The sequence below is a fragment of the Sedimenticola hydrogenitrophicus genome (genome assembly GCF_029017505.1).
GTDB lineage: Bacteria > Pseudomonadota > Gammaproteobacteria > Chromatiales > Chromatiaceae > Sedimenticola > Sedimenticola hydrogenitrophicus_A.
The window spans coordinates 100,992-120,128 of sequence record NZ_JAQGEI010000005.1; the positions used below are offsets into that span (position 1 = coordinate 100,992).

19 protein-coding genes and 2 pseudogenes are annotated in these 19,137 nt (G+C 62.5%); 12 read left to right on the forward strand and 9 right to left on the reverse strand.

Going from position 1 to position 19,137, the window contains the following annotated elements:
• The first annotated feature begins 330 nt into the window (after positions 1 to 330).
• From O9K64_RS04545 to O9K64_RS04560, 4 genes are all read left to right on the forward strand, one after another.
• Positions 331 to 1,308 (forward strand): Bug family tripartite tricarboxylate transporter substrate binding protein, encoded by a 978-nt coding sequence (locus O9K64_RS04545; RefSeq protein WP_275096899.1) that lies wholly within the window; start codon positions 331 to 333, stop codon positions 1,306 to 1,308.
• Entirely contained in the window at positions 1,305 to 1,751 is a 447-nt protein-coding gene (locus O9K64_RS04550) for a tripartite tricarboxylate transporter TctB family protein (protein WP_275096900.1), read from the forward strand. The genes O9K64_RS04545 and O9K64_RS04550 overlap by 4 nt, the downstream gene beginning before the upstream one ends.
• Positions 1,751 to 3,277 carry a tripartite tricarboxylate transporter permease gene (locus O9K64_RS04555; protein ID WP_275096901.1) on the forward strand — a complete coding sequence of 509 codons (1,527 nt, stop codon included), beginning with the start codon at positions 1,751 to 1,753 and terminating at the stop codon, positions 3,275 to 3,277. The genes O9K64_RS04550 and O9K64_RS04555 overlap by 1 nt, the downstream gene beginning before the upstream one ends.
• Before the next feature lie 325 nt (positions 3,278 to 3,602).
• Positions 3,603 to 3,956 carry a hypothetical protein gene (locus O9K64_RS04560; protein ID WP_275096902.1) on the forward strand — a complete coding sequence of 118 codons (354 nt, stop codon included), beginning with the start codon at positions 3,603 to 3,605 and terminating at the stop codon, positions 3,954 to 3,956.
• 217 nt (positions 3,957 to 4,173) lie between these two features.
• On the opposite strand, the gene O9K64_RS23760 is transcribed toward O9K64_RS04560, so the two are convergent.
• From O9K64_RS23760 to O9K64_RS04575, 4 genes are all read right to left on the reverse strand, one after another.
• Positions 4,174 to 4,335 (reverse strand): cupin domain-containing protein, encoded by a 162-nt coding sequence (locus O9K64_RS23760; protein WP_420493149.1) that lies wholly within the window; start codon positions 4,333 to 4,335, stop codon positions 4,174 to 4,176.
• A 157-nt stretch (positions 4,336 to 4,492) separates the two neighbouring features.
• Positions 4,493 to 5,653, reverse strand: coding sequence for an AI-2E family transporter (locus tag O9K64_RS04565; RefSeq protein ID WP_275096903.1), 1,161 nt, complete (start codon positions 5,651 to 5,653; stop codon positions 4,493 to 4,495).
• A gap of 22 nt (positions 5,654 to 5,675) precedes the next feature.
• The gene (locus O9K64_RS04570; protein ID WP_275096904.1) at positions 5,676 to 8,396 is read right to left on the reverse strand and encodes a calcium-transporting P-type ATPase, PMR1-type; all 2,721 of its coding nucleotides are present in this window, start codon (positions 8,394 to 8,396) and stop codon (positions 5,676 to 5,678) included.
• Positions 8,397 to 8,398: 2 nt separating this feature from the next.
• Positions 8,399 to 9,352 (reverse strand): DUF808 domain-containing protein, encoded by a 954-nt coding sequence (locus O9K64_RS04575; protein ID WP_275096905.1) that lies wholly within the window; start codon positions 9,350 to 9,352, stop codon positions 8,399 to 8,401.
• Positions 9,353 to 9,748: 396 nt separating this feature from the next.
• Between O9K64_RS04575 and O9K64_RS04580 the strand changes: the two are divergent.
• Positions 9,749 to 9,973: pseudogene (locus O9K64_RS04580) on the forward strand (zf-TFIIB domain-containing protein); the annotation flags it as partial.
• A gap of 140 nt (positions 9,974 to 10,113) precedes the next feature.
• On the opposite strand, the gene O9K64_RS04585 reads toward O9K64_RS04580, so the two are convergent.
• Complete coding sequence (locus tag O9K64_RS04585) at positions 10,114 to 10,260, reverse strand: hypothetical protein (RefSeq protein ID WP_275096906.1); 147 nt, start codon at positions 10,258 to 10,260, stop codon at positions 10,114 to 10,116.
• A 244-nt stretch (positions 10,261 to 10,504) separates the two neighbouring features.
• Between O9K64_RS04585 and O9K64_RS04590 the strand changes: the two genes are divergently transcribed.
• Entirely contained in the window at positions 10,505 to 11,125 is a 621-nt protein-coding gene (locus O9K64_RS04590) for a class I SAM-dependent methyltransferase (RefSeq protein WP_275096907.1), read from the forward strand.
• Between the two features lie 65 nt (positions 11,126 to 11,190).
• On the forward strand, positions 11,191 to 12,141 hold the full coding sequence (locus O9K64_RS04595) for an FAD:protein FMN transferase (protein WP_275096908.1): 951 nt from the start codon (positions 11,191 to 11,193) through the stop codon (positions 12,139 to 12,141).
• 84 nt (positions 12,142 to 12,225) lie between these two features.
• On the opposite strand, the pseudogene O9K64_RS04600 reads toward O9K64_RS04595, so the two are convergent.
• The 4 genes and pseudogenes from O9K64_RS04600 to O9K64_RS04615 all read right to left on the reverse strand — a co-directional run bounded on the left by O9K64_RS04600 (position 12,226) and on the right by O9K64_RS04615 (position 15,429).
• Positions 12,226 to 12,852 (reverse strand): annotated as a pseudogene (locus tag O9K64_RS04600) (AI-2E family transporter).
• Between the two features lie 25 nt (positions 12,853 to 12,877).
• Positions 12,878 to 14,119 carry a cation:proton antiporter gene (locus O9K64_RS04605; protein WP_420493150.1) on the reverse strand — a complete coding sequence of 414 codons (1,242 nt, stop codon included), beginning with the start codon at positions 14,117 to 14,119 and terminating at the stop codon, positions 12,878 to 12,880.
• 298 nt (positions 14,120 to 14,417) lie between these two features.
• Complete coding sequence (locus O9K64_RS04610) at positions 14,418 to 14,600, reverse strand: PLD nuclease N-terminal domain-containing protein (RefSeq protein ID WP_275096910.1); 183 nt, start codon at positions 14,598 to 14,600, stop codon at positions 14,418 to 14,420.
• A 400-nt stretch (positions 14,601 to 15,000) separates the two neighbouring features.
• Positions 15,001 to 15,429, reverse strand: a complete 429-nt coding sequence (locus tag O9K64_RS04615) for a DUF302 domain-containing protein (protein WP_275096911.1) — start codon at positions 15,427 to 15,429, stop codon at positions 15,001 to 15,003.
• A gap of 711 nt (positions 15,430 to 16,140) precedes the next feature.
• On the opposite strand from O9K64_RS04615, the gene O9K64_RS04620 reads away from it, so the two are divergent.
• The 5 genes from O9K64_RS04620 (at position 16,141) to O9K64_RS04640 (ending at position 19,101) form a co-directional block, all read left to right on the forward strand.
• Positions 16,141 to 16,473, forward strand: a complete 333-nt coding sequence (locus O9K64_RS04620; protein WP_275096912.1) for a hypothetical protein — start codon at positions 16,141 to 16,143, stop codon at positions 16,471 to 16,473.
• Positions 16,474 to 16,502: 29 nt separating this feature from the next.
• A complete protein-coding gene (locus tag O9K64_RS04625; RefSeq protein ID WP_275096913.1) occupies positions 16,503 to 16,835 on the forward strand; it encodes a hypothetical protein in 333 nt (110 codons plus the stop codon).
• A 15-nt stretch (positions 16,836 to 16,850) separates the two neighbouring features.
• Positions 16,851 to 17,015 (forward strand): hypothetical protein, encoded by a 165-nt coding sequence (locus O9K64_RS04630; RefSeq protein ID WP_275096914.1) that lies wholly within the window; start codon positions 16,851 to 16,853, stop codon positions 17,013 to 17,015.
• Positions 17,016 to 17,111: 96 nt separating this feature from the next.
• On the forward strand, positions 17,112 to 17,372 hold the full coding sequence (locus tag O9K64_RS04635) for a hypothetical protein (protein WP_335342232.1): 261 nt from the start codon (positions 17,112 to 17,114) through the stop codon (positions 17,370 to 17,372).
• A 214-nt stretch (positions 17,373 to 17,586) separates the two neighbouring features.
• The gene (locus O9K64_RS04640; protein ID WP_275096915.1) at positions 17,587 to 19,101 is read left to right on the forward strand and encodes a PHB depolymerase family esterase; all 1,515 of its coding nucleotides are present in this window, start codon (positions 17,587 to 17,589) and stop codon (positions 19,099 to 19,101) included.
• Positions 19,102 to 19,137 lie beyond the last annotated feature (36 nt).

Genomic DNA, 19,137 nt, shown 5'->3' on the forward strand with positions numbered 1-19,137 from the left:
ATCAGACTAAAGCACCCGGGCGATTTTTGCCCGTGAATTTTATGATCCAAATGTCCTTTAGTTTCTTTAAAGGCATTACGCCCACAAACTTCAGGCGCCGATGATCTCCTCTTATCCTGTCAGTGAGTCGCTACTATCTTTGGTCCGGTCAATAACCAGTCTGGGGCGAATGGCACTTAACTTAAGGCGAATTGCAGGATTTTCGTCATCCCGGCGCAGGCCGGGATGACGGTGGTTCTTGGCTTAAGTAAGTGCCATTCCAGCCTGGGGCCTTACCAATAACGAGCCCGCTTCAGGAGCGACCACCAAAACAGTTAAGAGGAGACGATCATGTTATTCAAGCGAACCTTGTCCTTCGTGGCGGCGTCTGCCGTCACGCTTTCTGCCATGGCCTGGCAACCTTCCGGAAAAGTCGAATGCATCGCCCCTGCCGATCCGGGCGGTGGCTGGGATTTCACCTGTCGCAGCGTCGGTAACGTGATGCAACAGTTGGGGCTGGTAAGCGGTAGTGTCCAGACCCTCAACATGGCGGGCGCCGGTGGCGGTGTCGCCTTCGCCCACACCGTCAGTAAACGCGCCAAGGATGACAAGGTGCTGGTGGCGGCATCGACGGCCACCACCACCCGCCTGGCACAAAAGCAGTTCCCGGGCATGGATGCGGGTATGGTGACCTGGGTCGGTGCCCTGGGGGCTGACTACGGCATCATCGCCGTGGGCAAGGATTCCCGGTACCAGGACCTGAACCAACTGCTGGCAGCAGTGAAGAAAAATCCCAAGGCTGTAAAGTTCGCCGGTGGCAGCGCCCGTGGTGGCTGGGACCACCTCAAGGTGTTGATCGCCGCCAAGGCGGCCGGTGCCGACCAGTTGCCGTCCATTCCCTACCTCTCCTACAACAATGGTGGTGAGGCCATGACCCAGGTGGTCGGTGGCCAGGTGGATGCCTTTACCGGGGATATTTCCGAAGCCACCGGTTTTATGGAGTCCGGTGACCTGCGGGTCCTGGCGGTGTTGGCTGACGAGCGGCTGCCCGGCAAGTTCAGTGGTATCGCCACCGCCAAGGAGCAGGGTATCGATGCGGTGAGCCCGAACTGGCGCGGTTTCTACATGCCCAGGGGCGCCTCTGAAGAGGCCAGGGACTACTGGGTCAAGGCAGTGGACACGCTGTATACCAGCGACGAATGGAAAAAGGTCATGGCAAGCAACGGCCTGATCCCGTTCCACCCGCCAGCGGACGAGTTTGAGGGCTTCGTCCGCAAGCAGGTGCAGGAGATCGAAGCCCTCTCGCGTGAAATAGGTCTGCTGAAATGAGCGGCCTGGGTGATCGTATCCTCGGCCTGGGTCTCCTGGTCCTCGCCGTGGCCTATGGTTGGGCGGCCCAACAGTGGCCCGAGCCGTTTGGCGGCGCGGAGAGTGTTGGCCCGGAAACCTTCCCCACCATTCTCTCGGTGGTGCTGGTGGCCGGTAGTCTCTACCTGATGGTCAAACCGGATCCGGACGCCCAGTGGCCGCTGGGCAAGTCCGCCCTGGAACTGGTCATCTCCCTGGTGGTGCTGGTGATCTACGCCCTGTTGCTGGAGCCCCTGGGCTTTGTCATTGCCACCACCCTGGCCGTCGGCACCCTGAGCTGGCGGATGGGGGCGCTGCCGGCACGGGCCTTCCTGACCGGGCTGGTCAGCGCCGTGGTGGTGTTTGTGCTGTTCAACTACGGCCTGGATCTGAGCCTGCCGGCGGGCCTGCTGGAGGTGAGCTGATGGAAACTCTTGGCTTTCTGATGGACGGGTTTGCGGTGGCGCTAACACCCTATAACCTGATGTTTGCCCTGTTTGGAGCCATCGTCGGTACCCTGATCGGCTGTCTGCCGGGGCTGGGGCCTGCCAATGGCGTGGCGATCCTGATTCCGCTGGCGTTTACCCTCGGGCTGCCGCCGGACACCGCCATGATCCTGCTAACGTCGGTGTATGCCGGGGCCATGTACGGTGGGCGGATCTCCTCCATCCTGCTCAACATTCCCGGTGATGAACCGGCAATGATGACCTGCCTGGACGGCTACCCTATGGCCCGGAAGGGGCGGGCGGCGGACGCCCTGGCGATATCGGCGGTTGCCTCGTTTACCGGCGGCCTGATCGGCACCATCGGCCTGATCATGCTGGCGCCGGTGCTGGCCCGGTTCGCACTGACCTTTGGTCCGGCGGAATATTTCGCGCTGTTCCTGCTGGCGTTCGCGACCCTGGGCGGGATTACCGGCAAGAACCCGATGAAGACGGTGATTGCGGCCACCCTGGGCATCATGATCTCCACCGTGGGTATTGATATCTCCACCGGCACCCAGCGCTATACCTTCGGGGTGCTGGAGCTGTACGAGGGGATCGATTTCATCCTTGCCATCGTCGGCCTGTTTGCCATCTCCGAGCTGCTGTTCTTTGTGGAAAACCGCGCCGGTGAAGGGTACAGGAAGATCAACGTGGGCAAGCTGACCCTAACCTTCAAGGAGCTGGTGTCCACCATCCCAACCCAACTGCGGGGCGGAGTCCTGGGTTTCATCGCCGGTGTACTGCCGGGAGCCGGTGCGTCGCTGGGCAGCTTTATCAGCTACACCCTGGAGAAGCAGATCGTGGGCAGGAAGGGCACGTTTGGCGAAGGGGATATCCGTGGCGTAGCGGCGCCGGAAGCCGGCAACAACGGCGCTTCGTCCGGTGCCCTGGTGCCCATGTTGACCCTCGGTGTACCGGGTAGCGGTACCACGGCGGTACTGTTGGCCATGCTGATCTCTCTGAACATCACCCCGGGACCGCTGATGTTTACCCAGAATGCCGACATCGTCTGGGGCGTGATAGCGGCGCTGCTGATCGGCAATGTGCTGCTGCTGGGGCTGAACATTCCGTTGGTGGGCTTCTTCGTGAGGCTGCTGTCGATACCGCCCATGTACCTGCTGCCGATCGTGACCATGGTGGCGTTCGTGGGTATCTACTCCATCAGCCACAGTGCGTTTGATCTCTACTTCATGGTGGCCTTTGGGGTGGCGGGTTATTTTCTGCGCAAGCTGGAGATCCCGTTGGTGCCGGTCATCCTGGGCCTGTTGTTGGGGCCGGAGATGGAAAAGAACCTGGGGCACGCCCTGATACTGTCCGACGGCGACTGGAGCATCCTCTGGGCCAGCCCCCTGGCCATGGGGCTCTGGCTGGTGGCCGGTCTGGGATTGGTGTTGCCCTGCCTGGTCGGCCCCCTGCTACGTCGGCGGATGAACGCGGCGATGAAGGAGACCCCGGTCAGCGATTGATGGTCCTGTCGATTCTCCACCTGACAATTTTGTGTCAGCCTTGCACCGGGCCCCGCCCGGTAATTTTTTGTCTGCCCCGCAGCGCCGGTTTGGCTGGTGGTTTGATAGAGCGCGACGTTACCCTGACCGGGAACGGGACTGAATGCAGCGAATGCGCGCCGCCTGGCCTATCCTGAATGCCAGGTATTGCGCAGCGACAGGGAGGATAGCGGCATGCATTGGACGGGCAGACTCGCAAGACTCGGCATCGCGCCATTGCTGGCGCTCCTGTGCACCACCGCGATCGCGGGCACCACCCACCGCGTCCCGCTCGCTGGTGGAGACGGTGTTCTACAACGGCCCCCTCGCCACCCCCAATCCGAACGACACCGACCATGGCCACTACTGGATCGGTGGGGCCGAGGGCAACGAAGGCCGCTGGTCGACGCGGGATGGACCCGTCTATCCCGAGATCGTGTGGGACTTCTTCGCCCGTCATCCGCGCGACGCTAGCGCCCCGCCCGCCCGCCACATCCTTTCCGGACGCGCGGTGAATGGTGGCTGGTTCGGGCTGCGCGCCCTCGCCACCGGGGATGACGCGGACATCGGGTACGCTTGGGACTTCTGGTTCGCGGTCACGCTCTACGAGGGCCTGCCGGGGCAGTGGTATGCGCTAGCGCCGGCGGCATGCCGGGAATAGGAAACGGTTTTTCCCGGTCACGCGGCGCGCCGTCCCATCAGCGCATTGAACAGCCCGTGTACCAGCACGGATGCAAAGAACAACAGCGCCGTGGCCTGTGCAGTAGTCCAGATCAGCGTCGGGCTCCAGTCCGGGTGCCAGGCCGCTTGCGATGGAGCCGGTTCGCAGCTGGAACTTCTGGCGCGGCAACCTGCTCCTTTTTTTCCTCTTCCGGGAACTACTTCTCCGTCGGGCTTATCTGGAACACTACGGCTCGGGCCGGCTTGTCCGTCGTATTCCGAGCACGCATCCGCACATCCAACGGCTCCGCAACCGCTTCACCTGCCTTGATTGCCCTGGTTTTGTCGCCGACATCGAGAGTGAGCTCACCCTCGACCACGTAGACATAAATCGGGCTTGGCCGCCGTTTACAGACGCCTCGTGCATGTTGCAGAACGCGCGGCCATCATGCGCAAACGAAACTGCAGCGAGCTCAAGTCGGTTTATGTCATCGCGGAACAGATCCCGAGTCGCAGTGCCTGGCGTGAGGCGCGGCGTCAATCGGTCGTGGATGGCCCCTCCTGATCCAGGTCACCCGTCTTGCCGGGCTCGGCGACCTGTAGCCGTCCTTCCAGCCATTCGCGCCAAACCGCCAGCATGACGGTCAACACGATGGGGCCGAGGAACAGGCCGACCAGTCCGAAGGCGCGCAGGCCTCCGAATACGCCGAGCAGTACCAGGAAAAACGGCACCCGCGCCGCGCTGCTGATGGCCAGCGGCCGGATCACGTTATCGATCATGCTGACGATCAGGGCGCCCCACAGCAGCAGGCCGATACCTGCCCAGAGCTCACCCGTCGCCAGCAACCACAGTCCGGCCGCGCCCCAGACCAGCGGTGCGCCGAACGGGACCAGGGCCAGCAGGGCGGTCAGCGCGCCCAGCAACGCGGGCGTGTCCAGCCCCGCCACCCAATAGCCGAGTCCGGCCAGCACGCCCTGGGCGAGGGCGGTCAGGACCAGGCCATACACCACGCCCCGGGTGGTGGCCGTCACCGCTCGCCAATAGCCCTCGACCCGCACGCCCAGGAACCGCCGCAGCACCCGTTGGCTCTCCGACAGGATGCGCTCACCGTCGCGAAACAGAAAGAACAGCGCCAGCAAGGTGATACCGAGCTTGAAGACATTGCGCCCGATCGCACCGAGTATCCCGCGTGCCTCCTCCAGCCATGGGGAACCCTGCGCGGTTAGCCAGTCGCGGATGGTAGTCGGGTCGCCGGCGAGGCGCTCCAGCAGCGCCGTGAGCTGATTTCCCAACCAGGGTATCTCGGCCAGCGACGCGGGGAGGGTGAGCGGACCCTGGTCCAGTCGCGCTTGCACCGTCCGGTAGGCGCCCGCCAGTTCATCGCCCAGCATCGCGGTAATCACCAGCAGGGGGATGACGAGCGCCGTGGTGAGCAATAGCGTCATCAACCCGGCGGCGAGATTGTCGCGGCCACCGAGGCGCATGCGCAGCCCCCGGTACAGGGGCCAGCTGGAGTACACCAGCACCGTGCCCCAGACCAGGGGGATGAGAAAATCCCGCAGAACCAGGTAGCTCAGGCTCAGCAGCAGCGCCAGGAGCAGCCCCACCGCCAGCATGCCGATGGGATTGGCACGCGCGCGCTGGCGCTCGACCGACGACGTGACCGGCGTTGCCTGTTGCTCGTTGTCGTTCATCATGGGCATTTGATCCTGTCTGTACTTATCGGCCTGAATCAGTGGTTGCGTGTCCAGTTGGTCGCCATATTCGGGTGATTCCTTTACGGGCTTCGTTCAGGACCAGGATGGAGGCGGCCACGCAGGAGGCCAGCAGCCAGTCCTGCGCGTCGAGCGCGGCGGTATGAAAAATCGCCTGGGCGGGTGGCCAGTGCACTGCCAGCGCCTGTAATGTCAGCACGCCACCCAGCGCCAGCCACAGCTTGCCGTTGGTGAAGAGATAGGCGCGGAAGATGGAGGCCGCACCGGCGCGAGCGTTGAAGACATTGAACACCTGGAACAGCACAAAGGTGGTGAAGGCCAGGGTCAGCGCCTGCTCTAGAGCCATGGTTTGCAGGGCGTAATGCAGCACGCCCAGGGTGCCCGCGGTCATGATCACGCCATAGAACAGCAGCTTGGCCAGGCGCGGCAGGGTCATGATGCGCGCATCCGGGTCGCGCGGTGGCTGGTCCATGATGCCGGGACGGGCTGGGTCCAGGCCCAGGGCCATTGCCGGCGGGCCGTCCATGATGATGTTGACCCACAGGATCTGGATGGCGTTGAACGGCAGCGGCAGACCCAGCAATGGCGCCAGGCTCACGGTCAGGATGGCGCCGATGTTGGTGGAGAGCTGAAAGCGCACGAACTTGACGATGTTGTCGTAGATGGCGCGGCCCTCCTCGACGGCATGCACGATGGTGGCGAAGTTGTCGTCGGTGAGCACCATGGTGGCGGCCTCGCGGGTGACATCGGTGCCGGTGACGCCCATGGCCACTCCAATGTCGGCGCGCTTGAGGGCCGGGGCGTCGTTGACGCCGTCGCCGGTCATGGCCACAACATGTCCCCGGCGCTGCAGGGCCTGCACCAGGCGTACCTTGTGCTCCGGGGCGACCCGGGCGAACACCGTGGTCGCAGCGAGGCGCTCGGCGAGCCGGGCGTCGTCCAGATCGTCCAGCTCGGCACCGGTGAGGGTGTCGCCCTCCAGTCCCAGGCCACCGGCGATGGCGCCAGCGGTGACCTTGTGATCGCCGGTGATCATCTTGACCTGGATGCCGGCGCGGCGGCACAAGGCGATAGCCTCGGCCGCCTCCGGCCGGGGCGGGTCCAGCAACCCGACCAGTCCCAGCAGGGTGAGTCCTTGCACATGAGCCGGCAAATCACCGGCCGGGTCGAACGCCTGGCCCGGCAGGGTGGTGTAGGCCAGCGCCAGCACCCGCAGACCCTGCCCGGCCATCGCCTCGTTCTCGGCGGCGACGGCAGCGTGCTGCGTCTCATCCAGTAGCGCCTCGCCGTTGCGGCCGATCAGGTGCGCGCAGCGTCCGATCAGGATGTCCGGCGCGCCCTTGACATACACCTGTACCCTGTCGCCGTCATGGTGAAAGGTGGCCATGAACTTGTGCGCCGAGTCGAACGGGATCTCGGCAATGCGCGGCAGTCGCTCGCGCGCCGCGCCTTCGTCCAGGCCGCCCTTGCGGGCGAGCACCAGCAGCGCGCCCTCGGTAGGATCGCCGATCACCTGTCCGGCACGCAGCTGGCTGTCGTTGCACAGGGCGGCGGTCTCCAGCAGCTGCCTCAACTCGGGCGCGTTGGCGGCGTCCCGCGCCCGAATCTCGCCCTCCGGCTCATAACCCTGGCCGCTTACCTCGAGGTGTTGTTGCCCGGTCCAGAGGCGGCGTGCGGTCATCTGATTGAGGGTCAGAGTGCCGGTCTTGTCGCTACAGATGACCGTGGTGCAGCCCAGGGTCTCCACCGCCGCCAGGCGCTTGACGATGGCGTGCCGCCGCGCCATGCGGTGCATGCCCAGCGCCAGCGTGATGGTGACCACCGCCGGTAGCCCCTCGGGGATGGCCGCCACCGCCAGCGCGATGGCAGTCAGGATGAGCGTGACCAGGGGCTCGCCGCGTAGCAGGCCGGCGAGCAGGATCAGGGTCACCACCACGCCGGCGATGGCGGCCAGGCGCTTGCCCAGGCTATCCAACTGAAGCTGCAGCGGGGTGGGGGTGGTTTCGCCACTGGCGAGCATCCCGGCCAGCCGGCCCGTCTCGGTGCGCATGCCGGTGGCGGTGACCAGCAGCTCGGCGCGCCCGCGGGTCACCACCGTGTTCATGTAGACCATATTGCGGCGCTCGGCCAGTGGTGTCGCGGCGGTGCAGGGCTCGGTATCCTTGCCCGCGGGGGTCGATTCCCCGGTGAGGGTGGACTCATCCACTTCCAGGCCGCGGGCGACCACCAGCCGGCCGTCGGCCGGGACCTTGTCGCCGGCATCCAGCAGCACGGTATCCCCGGGCACCAGCTCCCCGGCGGGGATCATCCCACTGCGCCCGTTGCGGCGCACTTCCGCCTCGGGCGCCAGCATGCTCGTGAGCGCGGCCATGGCGCGCTCGGCCCGGTACTCCTGACGAAAGCCGAGCAGGGCGTTGAAGATCACCACCGCCAGGATGACCAGCGCGTCCTTCAGATCGCCGATGGTGCCAGCCAGTACCGCTGCCGCGATCAACACCAGGATCAGCAGGCTCCTGAACTGATCGAGGAACACCCGCCAGGGGCTGCGCCCGGGCTGTTCGGTCAGGCGGTTGTCGCCGTAACGCGCGCGGCGTTCCCTGACCGCGGCGTCCGACAGACCGTCGCCCGGATCAGCATCAAGCCGCGCCGCCACCGTGTTGACCGGTAGGGCATGCCAGGGCGGAGAGTCCGGCTTGTCCGGTGTCGGGGTGGTATTTTCCGTCATTCTCATCCCTTGCGAAGGCCGACGCTCTGTCGCAGGCGCCGCAGGCCCAGCATGGCCGCCAGGGCCAGGGCCAGGGCCAGGGCCCCGGCCGCCAGCCCGATCACTACATCGAACAGCCAGGGTGTGAGCATCCCAGGCACGGACCCCATGCCCTGGGTCAGACCCTCGAGGGCATGATGCAGAAGCGGCCATCCGTGGACCAGGATGCCGCCGCCGACCAGGAACATGGCGGCCGTGCCCACCACGGACACCAGGCGCATGAACTGCGGTGCGATGTAGAGCACAGCCCGCCCCAGCGCGCGGCGGATGTCGCCCCGGAAGTCCGCGCCCGCGCCCTCGACCAGCGCCAGCCCGGCGTCGTCGAGTTTGACGATGGCGGCGACCAGTCCGTAGACACCGACGGTGGCCAGCAGCGCGATCAGTGAGACCACCAGGGTACGGGTCAGGATGTCCAGCGCCTGGGCGGTGCCGAGCGCAATCACAACGATCTCGGCGGAGAGGATGAAATCGGTGCGGATCGCGCCCCTGATTTGCGCCTTTTCCACCGCCAGCACATCGGCGCGGGTTTCGCTTGCCGCCACCACCAGCGCCTGGTGGTGGGCGGCGTCCGCCTCGGGCGCGTGCAGCCAGCGGTGGGCGATCTTCTCGACCCCCTCGTAACATAGATAGAGTCCGCCGACCATCAACAGCGGCGTGATCAGCCAGGGCAGAAAGGCGCTGATCAGCAGTGCCGCCGGCACCAGGATCAGCTTGTTGACCAGCGAACCCCTGGCCACGGCCCACACCACCGGCAGTTCCCGCTCGGCCCTTACCCCGCCGACCTGCTGCGCGTTGAGCGCGAGGTCGTCGCCGAGCACGCCGGCGGTCTTTTTCGCCGCCAGTTTCGAGTATACCGCGACGTCGTCGAGCAACGCGGTGATGTCATCGAGCAGGGCAAGTAATCCAACACCGGCCATTGGCATGTATCCTTATTTTGGTTGTGGTCAATACAATGAAAAAAATCCGCTCTTCAGGGGAGTGGGCCAATGAAGACGTGGGCAAAAGCTGAAGACGGTATTTTACCGGCAGATTATACCCTGTGCGAACGGCTTTGCGGGTCTGCGCAGGTTGCGGTCTCGACGCCGGTATACTGCTGGTCGCAGGCATCTCATTGCACATCGCTTGGGGGAACGAAATGTCGTCATGGAGGTCAATGCAAACGTCGACAATTCACGAGCTGCCTGTTTTCCAGCGTACAGGATCGATATGTCAGTGTGATTGAATTGCGAACGAAACTTACTTAATCCTGACATGACAGCACGCTGGTCGGTGGGCGATGAAATCAGGAGAACAAGATGTAATGTCCCGTATGTAACGACGTCAACCTGGTAATGAGCGATCGCCAGAGTATCGAGATCGACTATTGTCCGCAGTGCCGCGGGGTCTGGCTGGATCGCGGTGAGCTGGACAAGATCATCGAGCGCAGCGGGCCGGCGGCCGCGCCGCAGCGTCAGAGTGGCCAGGGCGATCGCTACCCTCGCGATGATCATCACAAACCCAAGCGGCGCAAATCGTTCTTGTCCGAACTGTTCGATTGACCGCTGCCCTCATTCGGGTCGCCCTCGTTAACTGCGGGTGGGCCTCTCCGGCCTTCGTTACGCCGTGCTGCACGACTTCAGTGTGCTTTACAAGGTGGTATTGTCGGCCATCATCCTGGCCTGGTCTGATCGGTGTCGCTTCACGCCTGGCTGGATACGGCGGTGATCATCCTTGCCTGGGCGGTGGTGATCGGGGCGGGCTTCATCGAGGTGTGGCCGCGTTTGACCGCGCGGTGGAGCGCTTGAGCCGACGTCGCGGCGAAGCCCGAAAACTGCTGGATCGTCACCGCATTGCCGTTATAATCACGCCCTTCTCCGGGATGGACGAAACCGAAGAAGTCCGTGCGTTCCGGGTTGGGCGTGTGCGGCTGCTCGGGTGTTTGCCGGGCCCGCCCCGAAAGTGGGTCATGTTCTTTCCATGCACACCGCGTAGTAGGGCACCCGCCACGGTGCGACCGTGATGGATGCGTTGATGGATCGGGTTGGCGGTTGAACGTTCAAGAATGAGGGTGCCGGAAAAGGCCGTAGACAATGAAACGCAATTCCGAACTGATATTTTTCTCGAAGTGGTTTGCCTCGCCCTTGCGCGTCGCCTCGATAACGCCGAGCAGTACGCCACTGGCGCGGGCCATGGCGTCCGCCTTGCCCGTCGGCGATGGCACGGTGGTGGAACTGGGCGGCGGCACAGGGCCGATCACCCACGCCCTGCTGGAGGCTGGCGTAAGATCTGATCAGCTGGTCGTGATCGAGCGCGACGCGCAGTTTTGCAACCATCTCGTTCGCCGTTTCCCCGGGGTTGTTGTGCGCCACGGGGATGCACTGGATCTGGTGACCCTGATGGAAGACCTGGCCGTCAACACACCGGTACGCGCCGTGGTCTCCGGTTTGCCGCTGCTCTCCATGAGCTCGGCGGCACAGGAACAACTGCTGCAACAGGCGCTGCGGCTCACGGGAGGGACGGGGCCGCTGATCCAGTTCAGCTACGGTCTGGCATCGCCCCTGCGCAAGCGCGTTGTACAGCGCCTGGGGCTGGTCGATCGGTGTGTCGCCCAGGTGTGGCGCAATGTCCCGCCGGCCAAGGTCTGGACCTACGCATGCCTCACGCCCTATCCGGCGAGCCGCCAGGCCCAGGGGGGAGGTGTATCCCCGTGATCCGAGCCACCGCCGCTCTGCTACTCTCTGTTCTGGCACTTGCCGGCTGTGGGCGTCCTGCGCAAGTGCAGACGCTGAGCGGGCTCGCCCAGGGCACCACCTGGCACGTCACCGTGTGGCGGCAAGGCGGTGTGGACATCGCATCGCTGAGACGTCGCATCAACACCGAGTTCGAACGCCTGGACGGACTGCTCTCGAACTATCGCGACGACTCGGTCATCGAGCAGTTCAATGCTGCAGCCGTCACCGCGCCGATCGCGGTGGGCGAGGAGATCGTCCGTCTGATCGAGGCGGCGCGGGCGGTCAGCGAGGCGAGCGCCGGCTGCTACGATCTCACCGTCAAGCCGCTGTTCGATCTCTGGGGCTTCACCGGCGAGTCGCTGACCGTCCCCGATCCGGCAGTGCTCGCGCGAACCCGTGAACGGGTGGGGTTCCGGCACCTCGTGGTGCTGCCTCCCGACAAGCTGCGCAAGGTGCTTCCCGGGCTGCGCGTCGATCTCTCCTCCATCGCCCAGGGCTACAGCGTGGGACGCATCGCGATGCTGCTGGAGGCGGCGGGCATCGTGGATTACATCGTGGAGATCGGCGGCGAGCTGCAGACCCGTGGCCGCAAGCCCGATGGCGGCCACTGGCGTATCGGTGTCGAGCGGCCGCTGCCGGGCGAGCGCAGCGTCGAGAAGGCGCTCACTATCAAGCGTGAGGCGCAGCTGGCTATCATGACCTCCGGCACCTACCGCCACTACTACGATGCCCAGGGCCGACGCTACAGCCACGTGCTGGACGCGCGCACCGGTCGACCGATCACCCACGACACCGTCTCGGTGACAGTGCTTGACGACGATCCCACCCGGGCGGACGCCTGGTCCACTGCGCTGCTCTGTCTGGGCCATGCCGCCGGGCTGCGCGCGGCGGATCAAGCGGGGATTGCCGCACTGTTCATCGCCGACGAGAACGGACGGCTGTGGGAGCATGTCAGTACTGCGTGGTCGGCACTCCAAGACGTGGAGGTGCAGTGATGCTCGGACTGTCGCAGCGACCGATTACCCAGTCCTTGATCGTGGTGAGACCCGTCTATGGCAATGGACACTTATCTTGCGCCGCTATTCGTCAAGCAGTTCTGCTACTGGCAGCAACTGTTCCACATGCTCGGAAACCACTTTCACCACAACGTTGATCGGGATGCCGAGCAACATTCCCCAAATGCCCCACAGCCAGCCCCAAAACAACAACGAAATAAACACCGCCGCTGCATTCATCCTGGCTATACGACCGGTGGCCCAGGTTGTGACGAACACACCCACAGCGGTCGCTATTAACAACAATGACCCCGCGACCATTAGCACCATTCAGACCGAATCAAATTGTATAAAGGCGGCCATACCAGTCGCCAACGCAGTAAAGACTGGACCTATGTAGGGAATCACATGCATTAAGCCCGCACCCACCGCCCAGGCTCCGGCGTTGTCCAGGCCGATCAAGTGAAACGTCAGCCAGGTGAGCAAACCTAAAAGTATATTAGTCAGCAACAGTGTGAACATATATTTCTGAATGGAATTGTTAATTCCATTCAATATATTGATGGTGATCTTCTTCCACGTAAACGAAGGACCGTCAACCGAACTAGTTTGCGCTTGAAGGTATCGCCACCGACTAAAATTAGAAACACCAAAAAAATCACTGCTGTCGCCTGACCGATGGCACCCATAGCCCCCAAAGAACTGGACCACATGAAGTCACCCAGGATGAGCCGGTTCAAGTCCCCTCACGCCGCTTCCAGAAACGACTCATCATCGGTTTAACACTGATGCCGTGCACGACAATGGAAAGTGTTACCACAACCAGCGTCAGCTGAATCAATTTCAGTGCCAGTTCTTCCGGGAGTCCATGTTGGATGGCGTACATGAGGTAGTAGAGCGAACCGATACCGCGTACGCCGAACCAGCCGACCAAACCGCGTATCCGCCACGGGGTACGGGTGCCGAACAGACCGACAACTACACTCAGCGGTCGCGCTATGGTGAATAGAAACAGCACGAAGCCCAGCGCGCTCCAACTCCAGGAATCCAGAAACAGCGTGCCGCCAATGAGCAGGATCAGCAGGAGTTCGGACAGTCGTTCGAGGTGTTCTTTGAATACCAGGGACGCTTCACTGACATGATTTGGTGACGCATCATCGACCATGCCCGGTACATCTGCCTGTAGCTGCTGCCGGAGTTCTGGATCGGCAAGATCGAGTCTGACCTCGGTTTGGCGCAACGCCACGGCGGCGAAGAAGACGGCCAGAAAGCCCCAGGCGCTGAGCAGCACGCTCAAGCCGTACACCGCACCGATCATGCCGAGGCCCAGGAAGTCGTCCAGCATACCGGCATCCGGCCGATTGCGGCGCAGGTGCACTATCAGGTACGCAAGCCCACTACCCGCCGCCACGCCGATGGCGATCCCCGCTGCAGTAGCCCAGATCACATCCACCAAAACCCAATGCAGACCGAACTCACCCAGTTCATGCAACCCAAGCAAGCCCAATCCAAGCATGACGAACGGAAAGGCGCTGCCGTCGTTCATGCCCGCTTCACAGGTTAATGTAAACCGTAACCGGTCGCGGTCACCGGGATGGCGGATCTGCACATCGGTGGCCAGTACCGGATCGGTCGGGGCGATGATGGCACCAAGCAGTATGGCGGCACCGAGAGGCAGGTCAAGCAGATAGTAAGCAAAGACCGTGACCAGCCCTACGGTGGTGACCATGGAGAAAATCGCCAAGTGCACCGGCGCGCGCCAACGCGCATAGGTTACGGGTGCCGGCATTTTAACGCCGGCTGCAAACAGCGAAATCAACACCGCTGCCTCGGTCAATACTTCCAGTAAAGCCGACTCTTTGAGCGGATTAAAGTGGAACAGACCCAGTCCCATGGGGCCAACCAGGATTCCCACTGCCAGATAGATCATGGAAGAGGTAACCGGAAGGCGCTTGATGAGTGGAACGGTCAGTCCCATCGCCAGCAGTAATCCGCCTACGAGCAGAAACCACGCGGGGCTATTCATTGTTAATGTTGATCACTTGGCTGGTTGTCCTTTTACATGACTGCAAAATCGCGATCTGATCCGCTATCGCCGAGGGGATGTCGATATTCTCGACCGCATCGGCCTGGAGGCCATTTCCTGCGATTGTTACGCGGTTGACAATGCAACCTATGCGCTGATCATGGGTTTGTGAAACGGCCTTTGTTAACAATCAATAGCCAAACTGTTTCCCGTTGCCGATACCATGCTGGCGCAAACGATAAGAACAGATTCAGAATGGCTTCTTGCCGGGTCCTGCAAGGTACCAGATAACCAAGCCGATCAGCGGCAGCAGAAACACCACCAAAGCCCAGGCCAGCTTGTGTACACTCTTGGCCGGACTTTGCAGAATCATGATTATGGCGTAGATATCCGCGAACAGGACGATAAGGCCGCCAATTCCAGTGAATTCCATTCTTTTCTCCAGGTAGGATTTTGTTGCGTGCACAGTGACAAACTGATTTTATTGAGCCTGCTTCACGCCAAACCAATGTCAATGCCTTGCACCAATTGAACCCCAGTCACTCTTCAGTGGATCAGATGGACTCAATAATTATTCCTGAATCCGTAGCTGTCTAGGTAATTGTACAGACTGCATTTTCTCATCCGGATAATACTTTATCAGCATCCAAACGGACTGCCCATATAGTTGCTCAGGCCTATGTCGCATTCTCCTCTCAGTTGGCGGTTGTTGCGCGAGGCGCAAGAGTCACGAAGTGACGGTTGCAGTAGGTATTGATGGATTGGGTAGGCACTGAGGGAACAACAATTTCCCGAAGCGATCGGTAATCCGGTGCTACACCCGACACAGACAACTAGGCCGGCGACGTGGTTGAACCAGGCAGTTGATCGTTCTCCACCTTGAGGCTCGCACAGCATTCCTGCAGTAGTACCAGCGCTTCCTCGCCAAGTGCATGCAATTCCGGTTTGTCGGTCAACTGCAGTACAGCTGTGGGATCCATGAACGCTATCGTTACGCTTCCATTGGCTTCTTCGCGTACAACCACGTTGCAAGGCAGAAGCAATCCGATGTCGGAATCGGCCTCGATTGCGCGGTGGGCAAGTGTCGGGTTGCAGGCGCCGAGTATGCGATACGGCCGATGTTCGATGTTGAGTTTAGTTTTCAGTGTCGCCTTGATATCAATATCGGTGATCACACCGAAGCCTTCTTTTTTCAAAGCCTCTGTGACTTTCATGACGGCGGTATCGAATCGTAGCTCTAGCTGAGTGCTGAATCCGTACATGAATCCGCTCCTTGTTTTGTGGTGGAACAATTAATGCTGTTCGCTCTTCTGTTAGTTCTCATCCTGCTTCTTGCCCGGCAGCTGCCATGTTCTTTCCGCCTATCAAAACAGCAGTATGCAAGTTGTTGCAAAGGTTCAAGTGCCTCATGGCCAAGCTCCGTTCAGGGTTGAATAGAAGCGCGGTTCCGTTACTAGCCACAATGCACATGCGCGGAGCTAGCATAACCAATATGCCAGCACATCCTTTATAGATGCCTTTCTGGTCAGCGTCTGTACGCCATCGCACATAGCTCGTCGATCACCCGTTATGGTGCCAGATTCACAACTCTGTCTATCTGTACGATAGCGTACGGACAAGACCCTCAGAATCGACGACATTTGTGTCGCTGACAGTTGCATCGCTCGCGGGAAAAACCGCTGGTGCGCAATTGGGCGCATCCCCACTCCCCCCCGATTCGATCTGCGATTCGTGCAGGTCTACATATTCGAATACCTGACGAAGTGCCTGCTCGCAATCGATCTCCCATTTGGTCATAACACGTCCCCCTTGATTGTAGAGACGCAGCACCGAAACCGCCCCGACGCACGCAGTCGATGCGCTAATGATGACATTAGTCAAAAATTTGGAACCGTTTCGAACACACCCGCGTCTTTTGCGGTGAGACACATTGAAGCCGAAGTGTCGATTCACAGAAACCGAGAGGAAAGACCATGACTACTGCCATTGCAGTCGACCCGCCACAACGGCCCAGTGACATAAGCGCGTTCAGCGCATGCAAGAACACCTTCGCCCATAACCGGAGCGCCCCGCTCGGATCCGTGCTGGTCGCCGGGCGTTTTTCGCTCGCCGATCGCGATCCCGTTACCATCACCGCCGTTCCCGGCCTCGTCGTACATGTGCATTCGGGGTTGCTGTGGGTGACGGGGGCGGCGGACAACCGCCGTCATCGGGTGCGCACCGGTGAGCGGTTTATCGCGTATGACGAGAGACTGCTGACCGTGTCGACGCGCGAGCGCACCGAGCTGCAGCTGGTGTGGCCGTGATCGGCGATCACACAAACGGAGAACAACAGATGAAACACTTCCATATGCAAGAGGATCAGACAATGAACACACGCAAAACGAGAATACGCGCCACCCTTGGTTCCCTCGCCATGCTGCTCGCGGTATCCCAGACGGCGTTTGCGCAGGGCGGTACCGAGTCAAAGCCACAGTCGCTCTACGACCGGCTGGGTGGCTTGGCACCGATTGCAGTCGTGGTAAGCGACTTCATCGACGCCCTCGTGCCCGATGCGGTCCTCAACGCCAATCCGGCGATCGACGCCGCCAGGACACGGGTGCCGGCGCCGTATCTGAAGTATCACGTCACCGCCCTGGTGTGTCAGGTCACCGGTGGCCCATGCTAGTACCAGGGTCGTGACATGAAGCCCTCGCACGCGCACCTGAACATCACGGAGCAGGAGTGGGAACGCATGGTCGTCGTATTTCAGGGGGTACTCGCCAGGCACCAGGTACCGGCACAGGAGACCCAGGAGCTCCTGGCGATCGTCGGTTCGACGAAACCGGACACCGTCGCATCGCGCTAGCAATGAGAGATCTGCCGGGGTCGCGGCGCCAAACCGCGTCCCCGGCAACGCATCAGCCTGGAAAGTCGCAGCCCTACGACAGACCCCCACAAATCAGTGGCCGGCTATTTCCTGCGCAAGCTGGAGATTCCGTTGGTGCCGGTTATCCTGGGCCTGTTGTTGGGGCCGGAGATGGAGAAGAATCTGGGGCACGCCCTGATACTGTCCGACGGTGACTGGAGCATCCTCTGGGCCAGCCCCCTGGCCATGGGGCTCTGGATAGTGGCCGGTCTGGGATTGGTGTTGCCCTGCCTGGTCGGCCCTCTGCTGCGCCGGCGGATGAACGCGGCGATGAAGGAGAGCCCGGTCAGCGATTGATTGTCCTGTCGATTATCGATCTGACGATTTAGCGTCAGCCTTGCACCGGGCCCTGCCCTATAATTTTTTTGTCTGCCCCGCAGGGCCGGTTTGGCTGGTGGTTTGATAGAGAGCGACGTTACCCCGACCGGGAGCAGGACTGAATGCAGCGAATGCGCGCCGCCTGGCCTATCCTGAATGCCAGGTATTGCGCAGCGACAGGGAGGATAGCGGCATGCATTGGACGGGCAGACTCGCAAGACTCGGCATCGCGCCATTGCTGGCGCTCCTGTGCACCACCGCGATCGCGGGCACCACCCACTCCTTCAGCTTTCACGCCGAGTCCTATCCCGGTTCGCGCGACCGCCAGTACAAGGTGTACGTCCCGGAAGACCTCGCCGCGCCCGCCCCGCTCGTCATGGCGCTGCACGGCTGCCAGCAGACCAACGACGACGTGCTGCGTGACTGGGGCCTGACGGCGGCGGCTGAGCGCCACGGTTTCGTCCTGGTCGCCCCCTTCATCACCAGCTACGACGGGCTGCGCAACCCCAACTGCTGGGGTTTCTGGTTCGACGGCCACCGGCACGAGGGGCGCGGCGAGCCCGAGGATCTGCGCCGCATTGCGCAAGCGGTCGAGACCCGCTTCGCGGTCGATCCGGCGCGCCGCTACATCACCGGCCTCTCCTCGGGCGGGGCGATGGCTGCGGTGGCGGCCACCACCCACAACGAATACTGGGCGGCCGCGGCGGTGGCCGCCGCGCTACCCTATGGCGAGGACGCCGCGTCGGTCTCGCTCTCGGGCCGGTGCCCCGGCACTGCCACATTCCACAGTGTCACGCGCGTCGCGGCCGACATGCGCGCCGAACTCGACGACCCCTTCCCGATTCCGCTCATGGTGCTGCAGAACGAACGCGACTGCAGCGTGGTGCAACCTGCCGGACACAATCTGCGCGACGCGCAGTTGCGCGTGTTCGGCCGTCCGCCCTACGATACGCCAGCCGGTGCCCGCGCCGTGCGACGCCCCTGCAGCCCGGTCTCGGGGGGCGATGATTACGGTTGCCTGCACACCCTCTACACCGCGGACGGCACCGCCGCGTCCCGCTCGCTGGTGGAGACGGTGTTCTACAACGGCCCCCTCGCCACCCCCAATCCGAACGACACCGACCATGGCCACTACTGGATCGGTGGGGCCGAGGGCAACGAAGGCCGCTGGTCGACGCGGGATGGACCCGTCTATCCCGAGATCGTGTGGGACTTCTTCGCCCGTCATCCGCGCGACGCTAGCGCCCCGCCCGCCGGCCAGCCGCGGATCACGTTGATCGGCCCCGATCCCCTGCGTGTCGAGCTGGGCTCATCCTTCGTCGATCCCGGCGCCAGCGTGGAGGATGGGGAGGACGGTGCGCTAGCAGTGAGCGCCGACTGCAGCGCTGTCGACCCCGGCCATGCCGGTCGCTACAGCTGTACCTACCGCGCCACCGACAGCGACGGCCACAGCGCGGTTGCGCTGCGCACGGTCGAGGTGATCGACAGCGCCGCACCGCAGCCCAGCTGCACCGTGGTGCGCGCCGCGCCCGCCAGCCACATCCTTGCCGGACGCGCGGTGAACGGTGGCTGGTTCGGGCTGCGCGCCCTCGCCACCGGGGATGCCGCGGATATCGGGTACGCTTGGGACTTCTGGTTCACGGTCACGCTCTACGAGGGCCTGCCGGGGCAGTGGTATGCGTGGGTACCGGCAGCATGCCGGGAATAGGAGATGGTTTCTCCCGATCACGCGGAGCGTCCAGCC